Source organism: Stutzerimonas sp. KH-1, from assembly GCF_054483855.1.
The window spans coordinates 1637807-1655421 of record NZ_CM137011.1; the positions used below are offsets into that span (position 1 = coordinate 1637807).

A 17615-nucleotide genomic window follows, 5' to 3' on the forward strand; every position below is an offset into this window, starting at 1 on the left:
TTGGTTGGACGACCGGCGTTACCGCAGCCAGGCCAGGGGTACGGTGATGATCGAGGGCACGGCGATAAGAAGCCCGACGATCACCAGGTAGACGAGGAAGAACGGCATGACGCCGCGCACCAGGGTTTCCATGCGCAGTCGGCCGATGCCGCCGACCACGTTGAGCACCGTGCCCACCGGCGGCGTGATCAGCCCGATGGACCCGATCAGCACGAACATCACACCGAAGTACACCGGATCGATGCCGGCCTTGATCGCGATCGGCGCCAGCACCGGACCGAGGATCAGGATGGTCGGGGTCAGGTCCAGCACCATGCCGACGGCGATCATCAGCAGCATGATGGCGATCATCAGCAGTTTCGGGTCCTGCGCCAGCGGGCCGAGCATTGCAGCGATCTCGTCGGGCAGCTGCGCCAGGGTGATCATGTACGCCGACACCGTCGCGGCGGCGCAAAGGAACATCACCGAGGCCGTGGTGCGGCTGGCACGGGTCAGCACCTCGACCAGCCCGGCCCAGTTCAGCTCGCGATACAGCAGAGTCGAAACGGCCAGAGCATAGACGGCGGCGACCACCGCCGCTTCGGTCGGGGTGAACAGGCCACCACGCAGCCCACCAACGATGATCACCGGCAGCATCAGTGCGGCGGCGCCGTCGACCAGCACGCGACGGCGTTCGGCGGCGCTGGCCTTTTCCTGTTTCGGTTCGTCGATCCGCCGGGCGATCAGCGTCCAGGCGACGATCAGACCCATGCCCATGATCAGCCCAGGCACCATGCCGGCGAGAAACAGCTGGCTGATCGACGTGCCGGTCACCACGCCGTAGATCACGAACGGCATCGACGGCGGAATGATCGGCGCGATGATCCCGCCAGCCGCCACCAGGCCCGACGACGAACTCAGCGGGTAGCCACGCTCGCGCATCATCGGCAGCAGCAGCGTCGCCAGCGCGGCGGTATCGGCCAACGCCGAGCCGGACATGCTCGCCAGTAGCACCGAAGCGGCAATCGCCACGTAACCCAAGCCGCCACGCTTGTGGCCGAAATAGGCCTGCGCCATCGCGATGATGCGCCGTGAGATGCCGCCGGCATTCATCAGCTCGCCGGCCAGGATGAAAAACGGCACCGCCAGCAGCGGGAAGCTGTCAGCGCCGGCCTGCAGGTTCTGCGCGAGCAGCTGCACGTCCCAGAAATCCAGGTACCACATCAGCACCGAGCCGGTGAGCAGCAGCGCGAAGGCGATGGGCATGCCAAGCGTCATGAAGCCCAGCAGCGATGAAAGGAAGACGACGACGGTCATACAAGCTCCTCGGTTGGGCAGTGCCCGTATTGTTCTGAATGCGGCGTCGCTTCAGTCCGCGGTGACATTCGCAGCGGCAATGGCCGATGACTGATCGCGCCGCCAGACATTCACCAGCTGCACCAGCGCCAGTACAGCCATGGCAAGCATGCTCGCCGCTACCGGCAGCATTGCCAGGCCCAGCGGGTAACCGACCACCGGGCTGTTGATGGTCCAGCCGAACTGCATCTGGTTCCATCCGCCCCAGGCCGCCAGACAACTCGCGCCTGCCACCAGCAGCCAGCTCAGCGAGTCGACCAGCCGGCGCAGCAGATGAGGGAAACGGTCACGCAGCATGGCGAAGCTCATCAGCTCGCCGCGACGCATGCTCGAAGCGACGCCGACGAAAACCAGCCAGACGAATGCCAGCCGTGACAGTTCCTCGGCACCCGTCCAGCCGGTGCCGAAGGCGTAACGCAGCACCACGCTGGAAAACACCACGATGACCATGAAGGCCATCAGCGCCGCCATCAGCCAGTCGGTCAGGCGGTCGAAACGCTGCGCCAACGCGCCGCTGTAGATCGGCGCATTGGTCAGCGATGGCGCCGAGGTAGCGCTATCAAACGGACGCGCGGAAAGATCGACGCGGGACTCGATCAGTTCATCCAGATCGGCGCCGCGCATCCATTCGACGATTTGCAGCAACACCACGTCGCGGGGCTGACTGGCATCGACGGTCAACACGCCTGGCTCACCCTCGGGCGATTCGAGGGTGGCGAACTGGCTGTCGACCAGGGAGATCGGCATGAAGTGCCCCGGTCGCGCACCGACGCGCTGCACCGCGGTGTCGTAATCGATGGCCAGATGGGCGAAGCGCAGTCCCGGGACGGCACTGCGCAAGAGCTCACGATAGCTGCGCTTGAGCGCCGAGCAGGCCAGGACGAAGCCACTGCCGCTATCGAGCGTGCGCCGCATCTCGCCGATTAGTGCGTGCAGCCATTGCACGCGGTCGGTATCGGACAGCGGTGTACCGGCACGCATACGCGCGACGTTTTCCGCAGGGTGAAAGTTATCCGCCTCGATGTGCGGCAGGCCGAGCGCATCGGCGACGGCGTGGCTGGTATCGGTCTTGCCCGAACCGCTGACGCCCATGACAACCAGGACCGGCAGCGCGGTAGCCCGGGAAGGCTGCTTTGAAGGCATGAAGAAATCCGTCGTTGTTGTGCTTGTTTGGTCGGATGTTAGCGCTATCAAACATACAGATAAAACTACCGCTCGTCGTGCCTGACCAGACCCAGTGCCGATCGCGCAACGGCTGAACGATCGACAAGCGCGGCAAGGCGACTACAATCGCGCCCCTCAATGCATGAGGACTGCGACATGCCCAAAGCCATGGCCCGCCACATTCTGGTCAAGACCGAAGCCGAAGCCGAGCAACTGAAGAAGCGCCTGGCTAACGGCGAGGCGTTCGACGTGCTGGCCCGCAAGTATTCGACCTGCCCGTCCGGCAAGAAAGGCGGCGACCTCGGCGAAGTGCGCCCTGGGCAGATGGTGCGCAGCATCGATCAGGTGATCTTCAAGAAGCCGCTGCGTGAGGTGCATGGCCCGGTAAAGAGCCAGTTCGGCTATCACTTGGTGCAGGTGTTCTACCGCGACTGACTCAGATGCCCGTGGCCGAAGCGCTGCAGCTGCATCTCCCGCAGCCGGCTCAGCGTGCGGCGGAACGGGAACGCCAGATACCCCTCGGTATACAGCTCGTCCAGGGCCACCTCGGCTTCGATATACAGCGGAATCCGCCGGTCGTAGCACTCGTCGACCAGGGCGATGAAGCGCCGCACCGCATCGTCCCGGGCGGCGAGCGTCGGCAGCTGGCGGTCTCCTGCGACCACTCGCGTCGCCGCATCCTCGGTGCCACGGGCGATGCGTCCTTCCCGCGGCGCGCCACCCAGACGCGGTACATCACTGATCAGTATGGCGGTGAAGCGATCGCACAGCTCGATGAAGTCCAGCGCCGAGAACGGCTGTTCGCAAAGGTCGGCGAAGCGACACCAGAGCACCGCTTGGTCATGGCGCACCACCGCCAGGGGGCGACGGCCCAGGGATAGCGGCTCGCCGCGGCCAGGGCCTCCGGCCAGGCTGGCGAACACGGCCGCCAGCGCCGAGGTAGCTCCGGGCGCGGCGACCCAGTAGCGCCGCTGCGCAGCACCCGGATGCAGGCGGTGATCGGTGTCCCCGTCCACGCTCAGCACCTGCATGTGCCGAACGATGGCATCGATGGCCGGCAGAAAACGTTCGCGATTGAAACCATCGGCGTACAGCTGCTCCGGTGGCTGGTTGGAGGTGGCGACGACTACCACGCCGTGCTCGAAGAGCACCTGGAACAGCCGACCGAGGATGATCGCGTCGCCGATGTCGCCGACGAACAACTCGTCGAAGCACAGCACGCGAATTTCCTCCGAAAGCCCTTTCGCCAGCGCCTGCAACGGATCGGCCGTGCCATTGAGCTGGTACAGCCGAACATGTACCCAGCGCATGAAGTGGTGAAAGTGCTGGCGGCGCGCAGGCACGGGAACGCAAGCGTGGAAGATGTCCATCAGCCAGGTCTTGCCACGGCCGACCGGGCCCCACAGGTAGACCCCGGACGGCGCGCCGTCAGCGCAACGCAACGCCTGGTGGCAGGCCTCGAGCAGTTGCGCGGCGCGCTGCTGCGCGGGATCCCGCACAAAGCCACCCTGCGCAAGGGCCTGCTGGTAACGTTGCAGCGGGGAATCGTCGTGCATGGTCATCGGCGCAAAGCGCTCATGGTAACGGCCCTCGCTCAGGCATGCTCGGCCTGTAGCAATCGCGCGGCCTGCTCGCCGAGTGCATCGAGCAGCATTGCCTGCGCCGGCAGCGGCTGCTCGTGCACCCGGGTAAGGGCATAGAGCGGCACGCTGATGGCGGGCTCTAGCAAACGCGTCTGCACCTCGCCGCCATCGGTCGCCAGCGCGGTGAATGGATCGACCAGGGCCACGCCCTGCCCCGCCGATACCAGCTGGCGCGCCAGCTGATAGGTCTGCACCCAGGTGACCACGCGCGGCGGTGGGTCGAGCTCTTCGAGATGCCCCCGCAGCAGGCTGCCAAGGGCATCGCGGGTATCCAGGCCGATCAGCGCCCGGCCCGCCAGCGCCTGCAACCGGACTGGCGTGTCCAGCTCCTCTTGCGCCCAGCACCCGGGCGGCGCAATCACCCGCATGCGTCCTTCGGTGAGCATGCGGCTGCACAGGCCGGGGTGTTCCACTGCCTGCAGCGTCAGGCCGAGGTCCGCCTCGCGTAGCAGCAAGGCCTCGACGATCTCCACAGTGTGCTGAGTGGCGAGCTGGCAGGCGGTGCGCGGAAAACGCTCGCGCCAGCGCTGCAAGGCCATTGGCAGCAGCGCCTGGGCCAGTGCCGGGGTACAAATCAGACGCAGGGCTCGGGCGTCGCCTCGCCCGAGATTGTCGGCCAGGCGGCGCAGGTTCTGCAGGTCGATGGCGAGGCGCTCGGTCTGCTGCTGCAGCAGTCGCGCCTCTGCGGTGGGCTGCAGTTTGCCGCGCACCCGATCGAACAGGGCGAAGCCCAGCTGCTGCTCGGCATGCTTGAGAATCTTGCTCGCCGCCGGCTGGGAGATATGCAGCAGCTCGGCCGCGGCAGTGAGGCTGCCGGTTTGCAGAATCGCCTGGAACAGTTCGATATGACGCAGACGCATGTGCGGCCCTCCTCCAGACCCGAGCATAACCGCAGGTTATGGCTGGCCTCCATCCTTTCATTGGCCGCCTCGCCGGCTGGCGCCTAGGCTGCGCTGAGCGAATACGAGGAGCAGTGCATGCGTGTTGCAGTCGTCGGCGGCGGCGTCATCGGGCTGGCCACCGCTTATTCTCTGGTGCGCCAAGGGCACTCGGTCGAGCTGATCGAACGGCGTGACGACGTGGGTCTGGAAACCAGCTTCGCGAACGGCGGCCAGCTGAGCTATCGCTACGTCTCGCCCCTGGCCGATGCCGGCGTGCCGCTGCAGGCACTGGGCTGGATGCTGCGCGGGCAGACGGCGCCCCTGCGCTTCAGTCCGCGGGCGAGCCTGCGGCAATGGCGCTGGTGCCTGCGCTTCCTGGCGGCCTGCCGGCGCTCGGTCAACCGCCGCAACGCCGCTCATCTGCTGCGCCTGGCCCTGCACAGCCAACAGGTTCTGCGCAGCTGGCGCGAGGAGGACCGATTGGACGGTTTCGCCTGGCGCGCCAACGGCAAGCTGGTGATCTACCGTGATCGGGCAAGCCTCGCCAAAGGCGCTGCGGCGCTGGATGAGCGGTCCGGTCAACGGCTGCTGGATGCAGCTCAATGTGTGGAGATCGAACCTGCACTGGCGCCACTGAGCGCCCCATTGCAGGGCGGCATCTACTCGCCAGGTGACGAGGTCGCCGATTGCCAACGGTTCTGCCACCAGCTGCTGCAGCGGCTGCGGTCCTCGCCAGCGTTCCGCCTGCATACCGGGCAGGCGGTGGACGCGCTGCCCAGCAATGGTCGCCGCGTGCGTGCCGTGCGTATCGGCCGGGAGGAGATCACTGTCGATCATGTGGTGATCGCCGCCGGAACATCCAGCGTCGGGCTGCTGCGGCCCCTGGGCATCGATCTGCCGATCTATCCGCTCAAGGGCTACAGCCTGACCCTGCCGCTGGGCGAACGGAGCCAGGTGCCGCAGACCAACGTCACCGATTACGACAACAAGGTCGTCTATGCCCGCCTGGACGATCAGCTGCGCGTCGCGGCAATGGTGGATATCGGCGGCTGGGACAGCGCACTCGACCACAAACGCATCGCGACGCTGCAGCGCCTGGCTGGCGCGACCTTCCCCGACGCGGGGGACTACCGGCACGCCCGCCAATGGGCAGGTCTGCGCCCGGCCACACCGGAGGGCACGCCGCTCATCGGCCGCAGCGGCATCGATAATCTCTGGCTCAACGTCGGCCACGGCAGCCTGGGCTTCACGCTCGCCTGCGGCAGCGCCGACCTGCTGGCCAGCGAAATCGGCGGATCGCCGCCAGCGGTTTCGCTGCAGGGACTGAGCCTAACCTGCTGATCTCACAGCCGTACCGTTCCGACTAAACCAACAAGAGGGAACCACGATGAACCACCAGATCCGTATCGGCCTGTTCGGCATCACCCTGGCAGGCGCGCTGGCAATGGCGAGCCCAGGCGCGCTCGCCCAGGAGCGTTTCGTCACCATCGGCACCGGCGGCCAGACCGGCGTGTACTACACCGCCGGCCAGTCGGTGTGCCGCTTCCTCAATCGCGCCGAGGTGAAGCCGGCCATCAAGTGCAACGCACCCTCCACCGCCGGCAGCGTGACCAACATCGTTGCGTTGCAGAAAGGTGAGTACGATTTCGGTTTCATCCAGTCCGACCATCAGCACAAGGCCTTGCAAGGCCTGGCCCCGTTCGACCGCGACGGTGCCGTCGACGAGCTACGCGCGGTGTTCTCGCTGCAATCGGAAATTCTCACCGTGGTGGTGCGCGAGGACAGCGGCATCCGTGATCTGGATGGCCTGGAAGGCAAACGCGTGAACATCGGTGTGCCCGGCTCCGGCAGCCGCGATACCTTCGAGGAAGTCATGAAGGCCAAAGGCTGGAGCAATGCCAGCTTCGCCCTGGCCGCCGAACTCAAACCCGCGGAGATGGCCTCGGCGCTGGGCGACAACAACCTGGATGCCATCACCTATGTGGTGGGCCATCCCAGTGGTGCGATCCAGGAAGCACTGACGAACGTGAAGGCGCGGATCATCCCGGTCCAGGGCGAGGCGATCGACGCCCTGCTCGCCAAGGCCGACTACTACAGCGCGGCGCCGATCCCCGGCGGGCTCTATCCGGGTGTCGATGAAGCGGTCCCCTCGATCGGCGGCAAGGCGGTTCTGGCCACCACCAGCAAGACCGACCCCGAAGTCGTCTACCAGCTGGTCAAGTCGGTGTTCGACAACCTCGAACGATTCAAGCGCCTGCATCCGGCCTTCGCCGAGCTTCAAGCCGAGGACATGATCCGCGTCGGCCTGACCGCGCCCCTGCATGAGGGCGCGGAACGTTACTACCGGGAAAAAGGCTGGCTGTGACGCAGCCGCCCGCCGTCAGAGCGCCAGGGACAGGCTCAGGCTGAGGTTGCGCGGATCGCCCGGCATCACCCAGACGTTGCTGTACGAGCGCTCGTAGTAGGTACGGTCGAAGGCATTGTTCAGGTTCACTCCCAGCGTCAGGTTCTGCGTGGCCTGGTAGCGCGCGAGCAGATCGACCGTGGTGTAGGACGGCAGTTCGAAGTCGCTGTGGGCCTGCCCTGCCCGATCGCCCACATAGTTCAGCGCACCGCCCAGAGAAAGACCGCGCAGATCGCCATCCTGGAACTCGTAGGTGGTCAGCAGGCTGCCGCTGTGGCGCGGCACGTTGAGCAGGCGACTGCCGCGCGCCAGGGTGTTGTCGCGGGTCACTTCCGCATCCACGTAGGCGTAGGCGCCGATCACTCGAATGGCGTCGGTGAGCTGGCCGGCGAGCTGCAGATCCACACCACGGCTGCGAACTTCGCCCGCAGCGATCTGGAAGCCATCGTTGGCCGGATCGCTGGTCAGCACATTCTCCTTGGTCAAGTGGAATGCCGCGGCGGTCAGGCCCAGACGGCCATCGAACAGGTCGAGTTTGACGCCCGCCTCGTAGCCCATGCCCTCTTCCGGATCGAAGGTCGCGCCACTGGCAGCGGCTCCGTTGTTCGGTTTGAACGACTGCGAAGCGTTGGCGAACAAGCCGACCTCCGGCAACAGCTGGTAGAGCACGCCGACCCGAGGCGTGATCTTTTCGTGCGTCTGCTCGGCTCGCCGGCCGCTCACCTCGTTGTCCAGGCGCTGCTCGTAATGGTCGTAACGGGCCCCCACCACGCCGAACAGCTTGTCGGTCAGACGCATCTGGTCCTGCAGATTCAGTGCGCGGTTGTGCACCAACTCGTTGCGGTCGACCGTGCGGGCAGGATTGAACGCCGGTCGCAGTGAGCCATAGACGGGGTTGTAGAGGTCGATACTGCGCAGGTTGTCGGAGCGCAGCATGAATTCGCTCAAGGCATAGCGTTCGTACTCGGTGCCGATCAGCAGCTGATGTTCGATCGAACCGGTGTCCACCCGGCCGTGCAGTTCCAGTTGGGTGATCGCGTCCTGCCAGTCATAGTCGCGATAGCGCAGGTTGCGCGACAGCGTTCGGCCGTCTGCTGCGACCGCCGCTGCTTCGGTGGCATAGCCGTCCATGCGCCCCTGCTTGTAGTGACTGGCCAGGCGCAGTGTCCAGACCTCGTTGAGGTCGTGTTCGAGTTCGGCCTGCAGCGTTTCGTTGTCGTTGCTGATCGGACCATCGGAGGGTTCGCCATAGAATGCCGAGCGGGACACCCGGCCCAGGTTGCCGCCCGGTGCGACCACCCCGCGGTCGAAGGTCTGCCGGTTGCGCACCACCTCAGCCTGCACCAGCAACCGCGTATCGGGGCTCAGCTCCCAGCTGAAGGACGGCGCCACGAACTGCCGTTCGGATTCGCGATGGTCGCGGAAACTCTTGTTGTCTTCGACGGCGATGTTCATGCGGTACAGCATGTTGCCGTCTTCATCCAGCGGCGTGTTCACGTCCAACGCGCTGCGGTAGCGATCCCAACGCCCGGCGCTCAGGTCAAGACGGGCGAAGCTATCCAGCTGCGGCCGCTTGCTGACGATGTTGATGGTGCCGCCCGGATCGCCACGGCCGTACAGGCTGGCGGACGGTCCCTTGAGAACCTCGACACGTTCGATGCTCGCCGCGTCCGGCGGGTTCATGTAGCCCCGGTTGACGCTGAAGCCATCCTTGTAGAACTCGCTGGTGGTCAACCCGCGGACGCTGTACTCGTACATCGTAAGGCCGCCGAAGTCGTTCTGCCGTGCAACGCCCCCGGCGAAGTCCAGCGCCCTTTCCACTCGCGGGCTGTCCAGGTCGTCCAGCACCGAGGCCGGGACGACGCTGATCGACTGCGGTATTTCCTCGATGGGCGTATCGGTCCTGGTGGCACTGCGCGTTCGCTTGGCGCGATAACCCTGCACCGGTCCGTCGGCACGTTCCTGATCGGCAGTGATGACGACCGAATCCAGCACCGCCGCCTCCTGCGCGCCCGCCAGCGGCGCACCCGCCAGCATCAATGCCGCTCCGGCACCTACCCACTTCAATACCGCGACTTTCTCACTCATGCCTAATGCTCAAAGGTAACGACGTTATATCGTAACAATTCTGTCCGTTTGGCTTGGCGCTGTCAATGGAACGATTCGCATCTGCTTCGCCGCGAAAAGCCAATGCCTCGATCGCTGCGTGCGGCCCTGCTTACTCCGATGGCGTAGCTATGCGACAATGCGCGCCTTTCGCTCGGCCGCAATCCCCGCATTCGTTCTGACAGCCGGCCTCCGTCGCTGTCGTACTCCTCAACACTGCAGGATCACCAGCTCCTTCGCTGCGAGCTGGAGCGCCGAGTATTGCTGCCGGATCGGCGATGCACGCCGCCACATACATTGATAGGTAAGTCCTTGATCTCCACCGCCAACATCACCATGCAGTTCGGTGCCAAGCCGCTGTTCGAAAACGTCTCCGTCAAATTCGGCGGCGGCAACCGCTACGGTCTCATCGGCGCCAACGGCTGCGGCAAGTCGACCTTCATGAAGATCCTCGGTGGCGAGCTGGAGCCATCGGCCGGCCAGGTGATGCTCGAGCCCAACGTGCGTCTGGGCAAGCTGCGCCAGGATCAGTTCGCCTATGAAGATTTCAGCGTGATCGACACGGTGATCATGGGCCATACCGAGCTGTGGAAGGTGAAGGCCGAGCGCGACCGCATCTACTCGCTGCCGGAAATGAGCGAAGAAGACGGCATGGCGGTCGCCGAGCTGGAGGTGCAATTCGCCGAGTTCGACGGCTACACCGCGGAATCGCGCGCCGGCGAGCTGCTGCTCGGCCTCGGCATCCCGCTCGATCAGCATTTCGGCCCGATGAGTGCCGTGGCGCCCGGCTGGAAGCTGCGCGTATTGCTGGCCCAGGCGCTGTTCTCCGACCCGGAAGTGCTGCTACTGGACGAACCGACCAACCACCTGGACATCAACACCATCCGCTGGCTGGAATCGATTCTCACGGCGCGCAACAGCACCATGATCATCATTTCCCACGACCGCCACTTCCTGAACTCGGTCTGCACCCACATGGCCGACCTGGATTATGGCGAGCTGCGGCTGTTCCCGGGCAACTACGACGAATACATGACCGCCGCGACCCAGGCCCGTGAACGCCTGCTTTCCGACAACGCCAAGAAGAAGGCGCAGATCGCCGAACTGCAGACCTTCGTCAGCCGCTTCTCGGCCAACGCCTCCAAGGCCAAGCAGGCCACCAGCCGCGCCAAGCTGATCGACAAGATCCAGCTCGACGAAGTGAAGCCGTCCAGTCGCGTCAGCCCGTTCATCCGTTTCGAGCAGTACAAGAAGCTGCATCGCCAGGCGGTCACGCTGGAGCGCGTCAGCCAGGGCTATGACGGCACACCGCTGTTCCGGAACCTGAATCTGCAGGTCGAAGCCGGCGAGCGCGTGGCCATCATCGGTCCGAACGGCATCGGCAAGACCACCCTGCTGCGCACTCTGGTCGGTGAATTGCCACCCATGTCCGGTGAAGTGAAATGGACCGAAAGTGCCGACGTGGGCTATTTCGCCCAGGACCACGCTGAGGACTTCGAGGACGACGTCACCCTCTTCGACTGGATGGGCCAGTGGACCCAGGGTGGCGAACAGCTGGTACGCGGTACCCTTGGCCGCATGCTGTTCTCCAATGACGAGATCAACAAATCGGTCAAGGTCATTTCCGGTGGTGAACAGGGCCGCATGCTGTTCGGCAAGCTGATCCTGAAGAAGCCCAACGTGCTGGTGATGGACGAACCAACCAACCACCTGGACATGGAATCCATCGAGGCACTCAACCTGGCGCTGGAGAACTACCCGGGCACGCTGATCTTCGTCAGCCATGACCGCGAATTCGTCAGCTCCCTGGCCACGCGCATCATCGAATTGTCGGAGAACGGCGTGACCGACTTCAGCGGCAGCTACGACGACTACCTGCGCAGCCAGGGCGTACAGCTCTGACCGTCGAATCAGCCCTCCAAAAAAAAGCCCCGCACTAGCGGGGCTTTCATTTCTTTGATGCTCTAGCCGACGGCCGTGCTCCAGTCGATCATGCCCAGCTGCCAGGTCGCCAGGATCAGCAACCCGAAACCGATCCGGTACCAGGCAAACGCGGCATAGCTGTGGTTGCCGATGAATTTCAGCAGTGCCCGCACGGCCAGCATGGCGAAGATGAACGAAGTGACGAAGCCGATGGCGAACACGGCAAAGTCGCCCGGCTGGAACAGCTCGCGGTATTTGTAGCCGGAGTAGACCGCTGCACCGACCATGGTCGGCATTGCCAGAAAGAACGAGAACTCGGTTGCGGCCTTGCGCGACAGGCCGAACAGCAGCCCGCCGATGATGGTCGAGCCCGACCGCGAGGTGCCCGGCACCAGCGCCAGACACTGAGCGAAACCGACCTTCAAGGCCAGCGTCCAGGTCATGTCATCGACTGTCTCGGCGCGAATTGCATGTTCGCGACGCTCGGCCCAGAGCATGACGATGCCGCCGATGACCAGCGCGGTGGCCACTGTGATCGGATTGAACAGGTATTCGTGAATCAGATCGGCAAAGGCCACGCCAAGCACCACAGCCGGCATGAAGGCGACCAGCAGGTTGGCGGTGAACTTCTGTGCCTGGCGCTCCCTAGGCAGGCCGACCACCACATCGATGATCTTGCGCCGATATTCCCAGATCACTGCGAGGATCGCGCCGAGCTGGATGATGATATTGAAAGCCAGTGCGCGTTCACCGCCGAAGCCGATCAGATCCGCGACGATGATTTGGTGGCCGGTACTGGAGACCGGAAGAAACTCGGTTATCCCCTCTACTACGCCCAGAATCAGTGCCTGAACCGCAATCCAAAGATCCATCTACTCCCCAAAAGCGATGCCACTCATCGCACATGAATGCAACCAAGGTATATGTCACAAAGCCATCGAAACGCTGTTCTGACTCGCCGCGGGGAACTAAATTCCACGGCAGACGAAACGGGGGCTCATTTTTAGTCACAAGCGGCCGAAAAGCTACTTAGAAGCCATTGCCCGGCTCTTACCAGCAGGCCGCACGCAGCTGACAGGCGACCCGTTGGTTGCTTGAGCGGGCGCAGGCTCAGGTGGTTGTCGTCACCAGCATGGCGCTACCACTTGCAACAAACCAAGCATCGTCCGAGCCACCACAAGACAAGAACGATAAGAAAGACACCTCCAGGAGCCGTATTCATGAATCTGCTGCGCAATGTTCCTATCAGCAAGCGCCTCTGGCTGATCCCCGTGGTCGCCATCGCCATGCTGTTCATCCTCGGCCTGCTGATGATCCAGCAGGTTCGCTCCGACCTGTACCGAGGCAAGCAGGAGGCGACGCGTAACGTGGTTGAAGCGGCCGCCGGTGTTTTCGAGCACTACCGCAAGCTGGAAACCAGCGGTGCGATGAGTACTGCCGAGGCGCAACGTGCCGCCATGGAGCAGATCCGGCTGCTGCGCTATGACGGCCAGGACTACTTCTGGATCAACGATCTTGGCCCGACCATGATCATGCACCCGATGCAGCCCAAGCTCGACGGCCAGGATCTTTCGAAGATCAAGGATCCGGAAGGCAAGGAGCTGTTCAACGAGATGGTCGCCATCGCTCGTCGTGACGGTGCAGGCCTGGTCGACTACATGTGGGCCAAGCCCGGCGAAGAGAATCCGGTGCCGAAAATCTCCTATGTGCAACTGTTCAAGCCCTGGGGCTGGATCATCGGCTCAGGCATCTACGTCGATGACGTGGAGCAGGAGTTCTGGAACTACGTGACGCGCTTTTCCATCATCGGTCTGTTCATCGCCGCGATCATGGCCGTGGTGGTCGCCATCCTGATCCGCAGTATCGTTGCGCCGCTGCGCCACACGATGGCGGCGATGGCCAATATCGCCAGCGGCGAAGCCGACCTGACCCACACACTGGATGTGTCGGGCAATGATGAGCTGACCACGCTCGGCCGAGATTTCAACCGATTCACCCAGAAACTGCGTACCGTTGTCGGTCAGCTTTTCGAAACGGCCGGAGCCCTGGATCAATCCTCGCGCTCGCTCAGCGAGCTTTCCAGCCAGACCCACGAACAGAGCCAGCAGCAGATGCTGCAAATGGAACAGGTGGCCACGGCAGTCAACGAGGTTACCTACGCAGTGCAGGAAGTCGCCAAGAACGCCGAACACGCGTCGAGCGAAGTGGGCGCAGCAGAGAACCAGGCCGGGCTCGGCCAGCGCAACATCGAGACGAGCCTGCAACAGATCGATGAGCTGTCGGCAACGATTAGCCAGGCGGTGGACGTGATCCAGTCGCTGGCCGATGAAACCACCAAGATCGGCTCCGTTCTCGAGGTCATCGGCTCCATCGCCGAGCAGACCAACCTGCTGGCACTGAATGCCGCAATCGAAGCTGCACGAGCTGGCGAGCAGGGCCGTGGCTTCGCCGTGGTAGCCGACGAGGTGCGTCTGCTGGCTCAGCGGACACAACAGTCGACAGCGGAGATCCAAGGCATGATCGAGCGCCTGCAGAAGAATTCAGGTGCAGCCGTGAACGTCATCATGGAAAGCAACCGGGCCTCGCAGCTCACTGTCGAGCAGGCCAGTCAGGCTGGCGAAAGTCTTGGCGAGATCGCTCAGGCTTTGCGCAACCTGTCAGGCGTCAACGCTTCGATTGCCAGCGCCACCCTGCAGCAGTCCCATGTGGTCGAGGAGATCAACCAGAACGTGACCCAGGCCGCCGGCCTGGCGCAAGAGAGTACGCTGGCAGCCGAGCAGTCCAGTGAGGCGGGCAAGCGTCTGGGCGAACTCGCCAGCCAGCTCAATCGCCTGCTCAGTCAGTTCAGGGTCTGATCCCCCACCCGGCGGTCCTCGTGCGAGCGGGACCGCCGGCACCCTACTGAAGCAGTGCCCCCTCCCGCTCGCACCATCAGCAAGCAGGCGCCAGCCTAACCTCAACATCTCCCCTCGCGACAGGTTGTCGCACGGGCCTTTTCCCACTGCGGCCTAGCAAGCCCACCTCCCTCACCTCGCCAGTGAAATTCTCCAGCAGTGACAAGGGTTTAGATCGAACCTGGAGCCCCCGGCCGACCATGCGTCAACGTTATACCTTTGGCTAATTGCAAAGGCCTTCAAATTTTTTCGAACTCGCATGTGACTCATCAGTCCTCTGGGTACATCAACTGCAATGTAAGGCCAATGCCAACGAGCTTGGCTGCAGGTATTTTGGGTATCACACAGAGAGACATGCCCCATGCACACCCCGCTGCGTATCAATGAAGCCCTTCTGATCACCGACCGCGCGTTCAAACCATTCCAGTGCGTTGCCTGGACGCTGCCCGAAGGAAACGGCGAAGTCAGCATCACCGTTGTTGATCGCGACGAAGCCCGCCTCTTGGGTCGTTGCAAGATGTCCAGCAGCGTTTTCACCGATCCTGTGAAGCTCGGTGAAACCCTGGAGCAGACTCGCGAGCAACTCAGCCGCGACGGCGCCCACTTCTCCCCTTGGCACATGCCTGAATAAGCATGGCTCGCCCGAACGAAGGCCTGCGGCACGCGCTCCAGGCCTTTTTTCATGTCCGGCGGTTGGGCTGCCCTGGTGATCTCGACTGATCCATTCGGCTGTTTGACGGTCTCAACAGCAACGGACATAACAGGAGAGACCCATGAAAGGTGCAGAAGCCTACGTCAACGATCAATGGCAAAGCTGCGGGCTTGCCGATCTACCTCGAGACTCCGGCGGCCACTTGGTGAAACTGCACTTCGTCATTCCGCGCGACACACAGACGCCCGGACTCATCGACCACATCGGTGACGTCGCACAGCGGCACTTGAGCGAGGCCTATGGCGGGCGCAAGGTCACCCGCAAGCCAGTAGTCGGCTCGGTGGTCGGTGACGGTAGTGGTGATGCCATCGACCTGGAATTCGAGATAGCAGCAGCCGAGTAACGGGGCTGCACTCCTCGACGCTGGCACTCTAGGATAAGCCGAATGTGATGCCCGCCGACGAACGCCGGCTTTTCCGAAGGAACACCGAAGATGACTCCCTTTGATCTGCAGCGCATGCTTTTGCATGAGTTTCCGTTGATGTTCGTAGCGGAAGTGGCGCTACGGGCATTGCTCGCTTTCGCAGCGGTTTTCATCTTTCTCAAGGTCAGCGGCCGTCGGGGCATTCGCCAGCTCTCGGTGTTCGAGCTGGTCATCATCCTGACCCTCGGTTCCGCCGCCGGCGACGTCTCGTTTTACGAAGACGTGCCATTGCTACCGGTCGCGGCGGTGTTCGCCACCCTGCTGTTCTTGTATCGCTTCACCGTGTATCTGATGAATCGCAGCCCGCGCTTCGGTGTGTGGCTAGAAGGTCGACCGGTCACCATCATTCGCGACGGCATCTACGAGCTGCGCAGCCTGGACAGCTTGAACATCTCGGCTGACGAATTCTTCATGGAACTGCGCCAGCAGGGGGTCGAGCACCTTGGTCAGGTACGGCTCGGCATTTTGGAAAACGACGGCAACGTCAGTCTGTTCTTCCATGAACCCGAAGCGGTACGTCCCGGACTCTCCGTTCTGCCGCCGGAATACCGGCCGGAGTTCCGCCAGGTTCCCGCGGCCGGCATGTATGCATGCGGCCGCTGCGGTTTCCCCCAGGCATTGGAAAGCCAACAGACTCAGCGATGCCCGCGCTGCTCCAATCCGACCTGGTCAAAGGCGCTGACTACGCTGCGATCACGCTGATACACGGTACGAACCGCCATCGCTCTAACCGGTCAGTTGATAGAGACCAGCCAATTCCGTTGCGGCTGTCCGCCTTCAATCCAGATCAAAAGCAGGAGCAGACCATGCTTGGCGACTATTCATCGATCAACGACCACCTCGAAACCGCGCGCAAGCACGCAGACCAGGCTGAAACCGAGGCCAAGCCAGAGCTCTACCGCGAAGCGGTTGACGAACTCGTCGCAGCAATCCGCCTGTTGATGCGCAACGGCAACGAAAAGGACAACTGAGCCGCTCCATCGCCTCGCCAGCCAGGCTGGCGAGGCCTAGAGGATCTCGCAATAGATGCGCGACGACAGCACGATGCAAGAGCCCCCTCCCCTGGCGGAGGGCGAGCGCCCCGTTCCCAGGGACGAAGCGGGCGACACCGGCACCCTCTTATGCCCTGCGTTACCACCGGACCTGCATTACGTAGATGATTCGCAACCCGGCATCCGCCGCCGGATGTTACGTGGGAAGTTCGCCTACTTCGATACTGACGGCGAGCGCATCCGCGACGAAGACGAGATACGCAGGATCAACAAGTTGGCGATACCGCCGGCGTACCGTGATGTCTGGATCTGCTCCGATCCAGAAGGTCATCTTCAAGCTACCGGTCGCGACGCCCGTGGGCGCAAGCAGTACCGTTACCACCCCCGGTGGCGAGAGATCCGAGACAGCAACAAGTACGACCGGATGCTGGAGTTCGGCGAAGCACTGCCACGGCTGCGCCGAGACTTGGAAAAACACCTGGCGCTCCGGGGCATGCCGCGCGAGAAGGTCATGGCGCTGGTGGTGCTATTGCTCGAATCCACACTAATCCGAATCGGTAATCCACGTTACGCCAAGGACAACCGCTCCTACGGGCTGACTACCCTGCGTACGCGCCATGTTGATATCCGCGGTACCGCAATCCGTTTCCACTTTCGCGGCAAAAGCGGGGTCAAGCACGAGGTCACCCTGCGCGACAAGCGCCTGGCCAGGCTTATGCGCCGCTGCATGGAGCTACCGGGTCAGCAGTTGTTTCAGTATCTGGATGACGAGGGGCAACGCCGGGCGGTCAGTTCCAGCGATGTGAATGCCTACCTGCAGGACATGACGGGCCGCGACTTCACCGCCAAGGACTACCGCACGTGGGCCGGAAGTGCCTTGGCACTGGCGCGTCTGCGCCAGCTCGAATGCTCCCCCGAGAGCATCGCCCGGCACAATCTGGTTGAGACGGTAAGGCAGGTCGCCAGCCAGCTGGGGAACACGCCCGCCGTATGTCGTCAGTGCTACATCCATCCTGCAATCCTGCAGGCATTCAGTGAGGGTGCACTGGCCGGATTGCGAAGTGCCAGGAAGCGCAGATGGCTGAGCGCGGAAGAAGTTGGATTGCTTGCCTTTCTCAGGAGCGCAGCGGATTGAAG

At 63.3% G+C, this 17615-nt stretch carries 16 protein-coding genes; 10 read left to right on the top strand and 6 right to left on the bottom strand.

Annotated features, from left to right (window positions below):
• Positions 1–18: 18 nt before the first annotated feature.
• Positions 19–1296 (bottom strand): TRAP transporter large permease, encoded by a 1278-nt coding sequence (locus ACX1DW_RS07790; RefSeq protein ID WP_458993148.1) that lies wholly within the window; start codon positions 1294–1296, stop codon positions 19–21.
• A 51-nt stretch (positions 1297–1347) separates the two neighbouring features.
• A complete protein-coding gene (locus tag ACX1DW_RS07795) occupies positions 1348–2427 on the bottom strand; it encodes a gluconokinase, GntK/IdnK-type (protein ID WP_458993396.1) in 1080 nt (359 codons plus the stop codon).
• A gap of 228 nt (positions 2428–2655) precedes the next feature.
• Between ACX1DW_RS07795 and ACX1DW_RS07800 the strand changes: the two genes are divergently transcribed.
• Positions 2656–2934, top strand: a complete 279-nt coding sequence (locus ACX1DW_RS07800) for a peptidylprolyl isomerase (protein WP_230485788.1) — start codon at positions 2656–2658, stop codon at positions 2932–2934.
• On the opposite strand, the gene zapE is transcribed toward ACX1DW_RS07800, so the two are convergent.
• The gene (zapE, locus tag ACX1DW_RS07805) at positions 2922–4061 is read right to left on the bottom strand and encodes a cell division protein ZapE (RefSeq protein WP_458993149.1); all 1140 of its coding nucleotides are present in this window, start codon (positions 4059–4061) and stop codon (positions 2922–2924) included. The genes ACX1DW_RS07800 and zapE overlap by 13 nt on opposite strands.
• 32 nt (positions 4062–4093) lie before the next feature.
• On the bottom strand, positions 4094–5002 hold the full coding sequence (locus ACX1DW_RS07810) for a LysR family transcriptional regulator (protein WP_020307440.1): 909 nt from the start codon (positions 5000–5002) through the stop codon (positions 4094–4096).
• Positions 5003–5119: 117 nt separating this feature from the next.
• Between ACX1DW_RS07810 and ACX1DW_RS07815 the strand changes: the two genes are divergently transcribed.
• Positions 5120–6364, top strand: coding sequence for a D-amino acid dehydrogenase (locus ACX1DW_RS07815; RefSeq protein ID WP_458993150.1), 1245 nt, complete (start codon positions 5120–5122; stop codon positions 6362–6364).
• 46 nt (positions 6365–6410) lie between these two features.
• Entirely contained in the window at positions 6411–7388 is a 978-nt protein-coding gene (locus ACX1DW_RS07820; protein ID WP_279642674.1) for a TAXI family TRAP transporter solute-binding subunit, read from the top strand.
• 15 nt (positions 7389–7403) lie between these two features.
• Here the strand turns inward: ACX1DW_RS07820 and ACX1DW_RS07825 are convergent, their stop codons facing one another.
• Complete coding sequence (locus ACX1DW_RS07825) at positions 7404–9515, bottom strand: TonB-dependent siderophore receptor (RefSeq protein WP_458993151.1); 2112 nt, start codon at positions 9513–9515, stop codon at positions 7404–7406.
• Positions 9516–9845: 330 nt separating this feature from the next.
• On the opposite strand from ACX1DW_RS07825, the gene ACX1DW_RS07830 reads away from it, so the two are divergent.
• Positions 9846–11435, top strand: coding sequence for an ABC-F family ATPase (locus tag ACX1DW_RS07830; RefSeq protein WP_458993152.1), 1590 nt, complete (start codon positions 9846–9848; stop codon positions 11433–11435).
• 62 nt (positions 11436–11497) lie between these two features.
• Here ACX1DW_RS07830 and ACX1DW_RS07835 read toward each other — a convergent pair whose 3' ends face one another.
• Positions 11498–12328, bottom strand: coding sequence for an undecaprenyl-diphosphate phosphatase (locus tag ACX1DW_RS07835; protein WP_208216111.1), 831 nt, complete (start codon positions 12326–12328; stop codon positions 11498–11500).
• 348 nt (positions 12329–12676) lie between these two features.
• Here ACX1DW_RS07835 and ACX1DW_RS07840 point away from each other — a divergent pair, with 348 nt between their 5' ends.
• From ACX1DW_RS07840 to ACX1DW_RS07865, 6 genes are all read left to right on the top strand, one after another.
• On the top strand, positions 12677–14311 hold the full coding sequence (locus ACX1DW_RS07840) for a methyl-accepting chemotaxis protein (protein WP_063540592.1): 1635 nt from the start codon (positions 12677–12679) through the stop codon (positions 14309–14311).
• A gap of 400 nt (positions 14312–14711) precedes the next feature.
• Entirely contained in the window at positions 14712–14981 is a 270-nt protein-coding gene (locus ACX1DW_RS07845; protein ID WP_038659962.1) for a hypothetical protein, read from the top strand.
• A gap of 142 nt (positions 14982–15123) precedes the next feature.
• The gene (locus ACX1DW_RS07850) at positions 15124–15405 is read left to right on the top strand and encodes a hypothetical protein (protein WP_063540593.1); all 282 of its coding nucleotides are present in this window, start codon (positions 15124–15126) and stop codon (positions 15403–15405) included.
• 90 nt (positions 15406–15495) lie between these two features.
• On the top strand, positions 15496–16188 hold the full coding sequence (locus ACX1DW_RS07855; protein WP_133457230.1) for a DUF421 domain-containing protein: 693 nt from the start codon (positions 15496–15498) through the stop codon (positions 16186–16188).
• Entirely contained in the window at positions 16128–16457 is a 330-nt protein-coding gene (locus ACX1DW_RS07860) for a hypothetical protein (RefSeq protein WP_458993443.1), read from the top strand. The genes ACX1DW_RS07855 and ACX1DW_RS07860 overlap by 61 nt, the downstream gene beginning before the upstream one ends.
• Before the next feature lie 55 nt (positions 16458–16512).
• The gene (locus ACX1DW_RS07865) at positions 16513–17613 is read left to right on the top strand and encodes a DNA topoisomerase IB (RefSeq protein WP_133457231.1); all 1101 of its coding nucleotides are present in this window, start codon (positions 16513–16515) and stop codon (positions 17611–17613) included.
• Positions 17614–17615: the final 2 nt, after the last annotated feature.

Bases quoted from the DNA above. Each gene is read 5' to 3' on its own strand.
- ACX1DW_RS07795 (WP_458993396.1), bottom strand. From the start codon at position 2,427: ATGGGCGTCAGCGGTTCGGGCAAGACCGATACCAGCCACGCCGTCGCC.
- ACX1DW_RS07865 (WP_133457231.1), top strand. From the start codon at position 16,513: ATGCGCGACGACAGCACGATGCAAGAGCCCCCTCCCCTGGCGGAGGGC.
- ACX1DW_RS07850 (WP_063540593.1), top strand. From the start codon at position 15,124: ATGAAAGGTGCAGAAGCCTACGTCAACGATCAATGGCAAAGCTGCGGG.
- ACX1DW_RS07845 (WP_038659962.1), top strand. From the start codon at position 14,712: ATGCACACCCCGCTGCGTATCAATGAAGCCCTTCTGATCACCGACCGC.
- ACX1DW_RS07835 (WP_208216111.1), bottom strand. From the start codon at position 12,328: ATGGATCTTTGGATTGCGGTTCAGGCACTGATTCTGGGCGTAGTAGAG.
- ACX1DW_RS07800 (WP_230485788.1), top strand. From the start codon at position 2,656: ATGCCCAAAGCCATGGCCCGCCACATTCTGGTCAAGACCGAAGCCGAA.
- ACX1DW_RS07825 (WP_458993151.1), bottom strand. From the start codon at position 9,515: ATGAGTGAGAAAGTCGCGGTATTGAAGTGGGTAGGTGCCGGAGCGGCA.
- ACX1DW_RS07840 (WP_063540592.1), top strand. From the start codon at position 12,677: ATGAATCTGCTGCGCAATGTTCCTATCAGCAAGCGCCTCTGGCTGATC.
- zapE (WP_458993149.1), bottom strand. From the start codon at position 4,061: ATGACCATGCACGACGATTCCCCGCTGCAACGTTACCAGCAGGCCCTT.
- ACX1DW_RS07820 (WP_279642674.1), top strand. From the start codon at position 6,411: ATGAACCACCAGATCCGTATCGGCCTGTTCGGCATCACCCTGGCAGGC.
- ACX1DW_RS07815 (WP_458993150.1), top strand. From the start codon at position 5,120: ATGCGTGTTGCAGTCGTCGGCGGCGGCGTCATCGGGCTGGCCACCGCT.
- ACX1DW_RS07860 (WP_458993443.1), top strand. From the start codon at position 16,128: ATGCCCGCGCTGCTCCAATCCGACCTGGTCAAAGGCGCTGACTACGCT.
- ACX1DW_RS07810 (WP_020307440.1), bottom strand. From the start codon at position 5,002: ATGCGTCTGCGTCATATCGAACTGTTCCAGGCGATTCTGCAAACCGGC.
- ACX1DW_RS07855 (WP_133457230.1), top strand. From the start codon at position 15,496: ATGACTCCCTTTGATCTGCAGCGCATGCTTTTGCATGAGTTTCCGTTG.
- ACX1DW_RS07790 (WP_458993148.1), bottom strand. From the start codon at position 1,296: ATGACCGTCGTCGTCTTCCTTTCATCGCTGCTGGGCTTCATGACGCTT.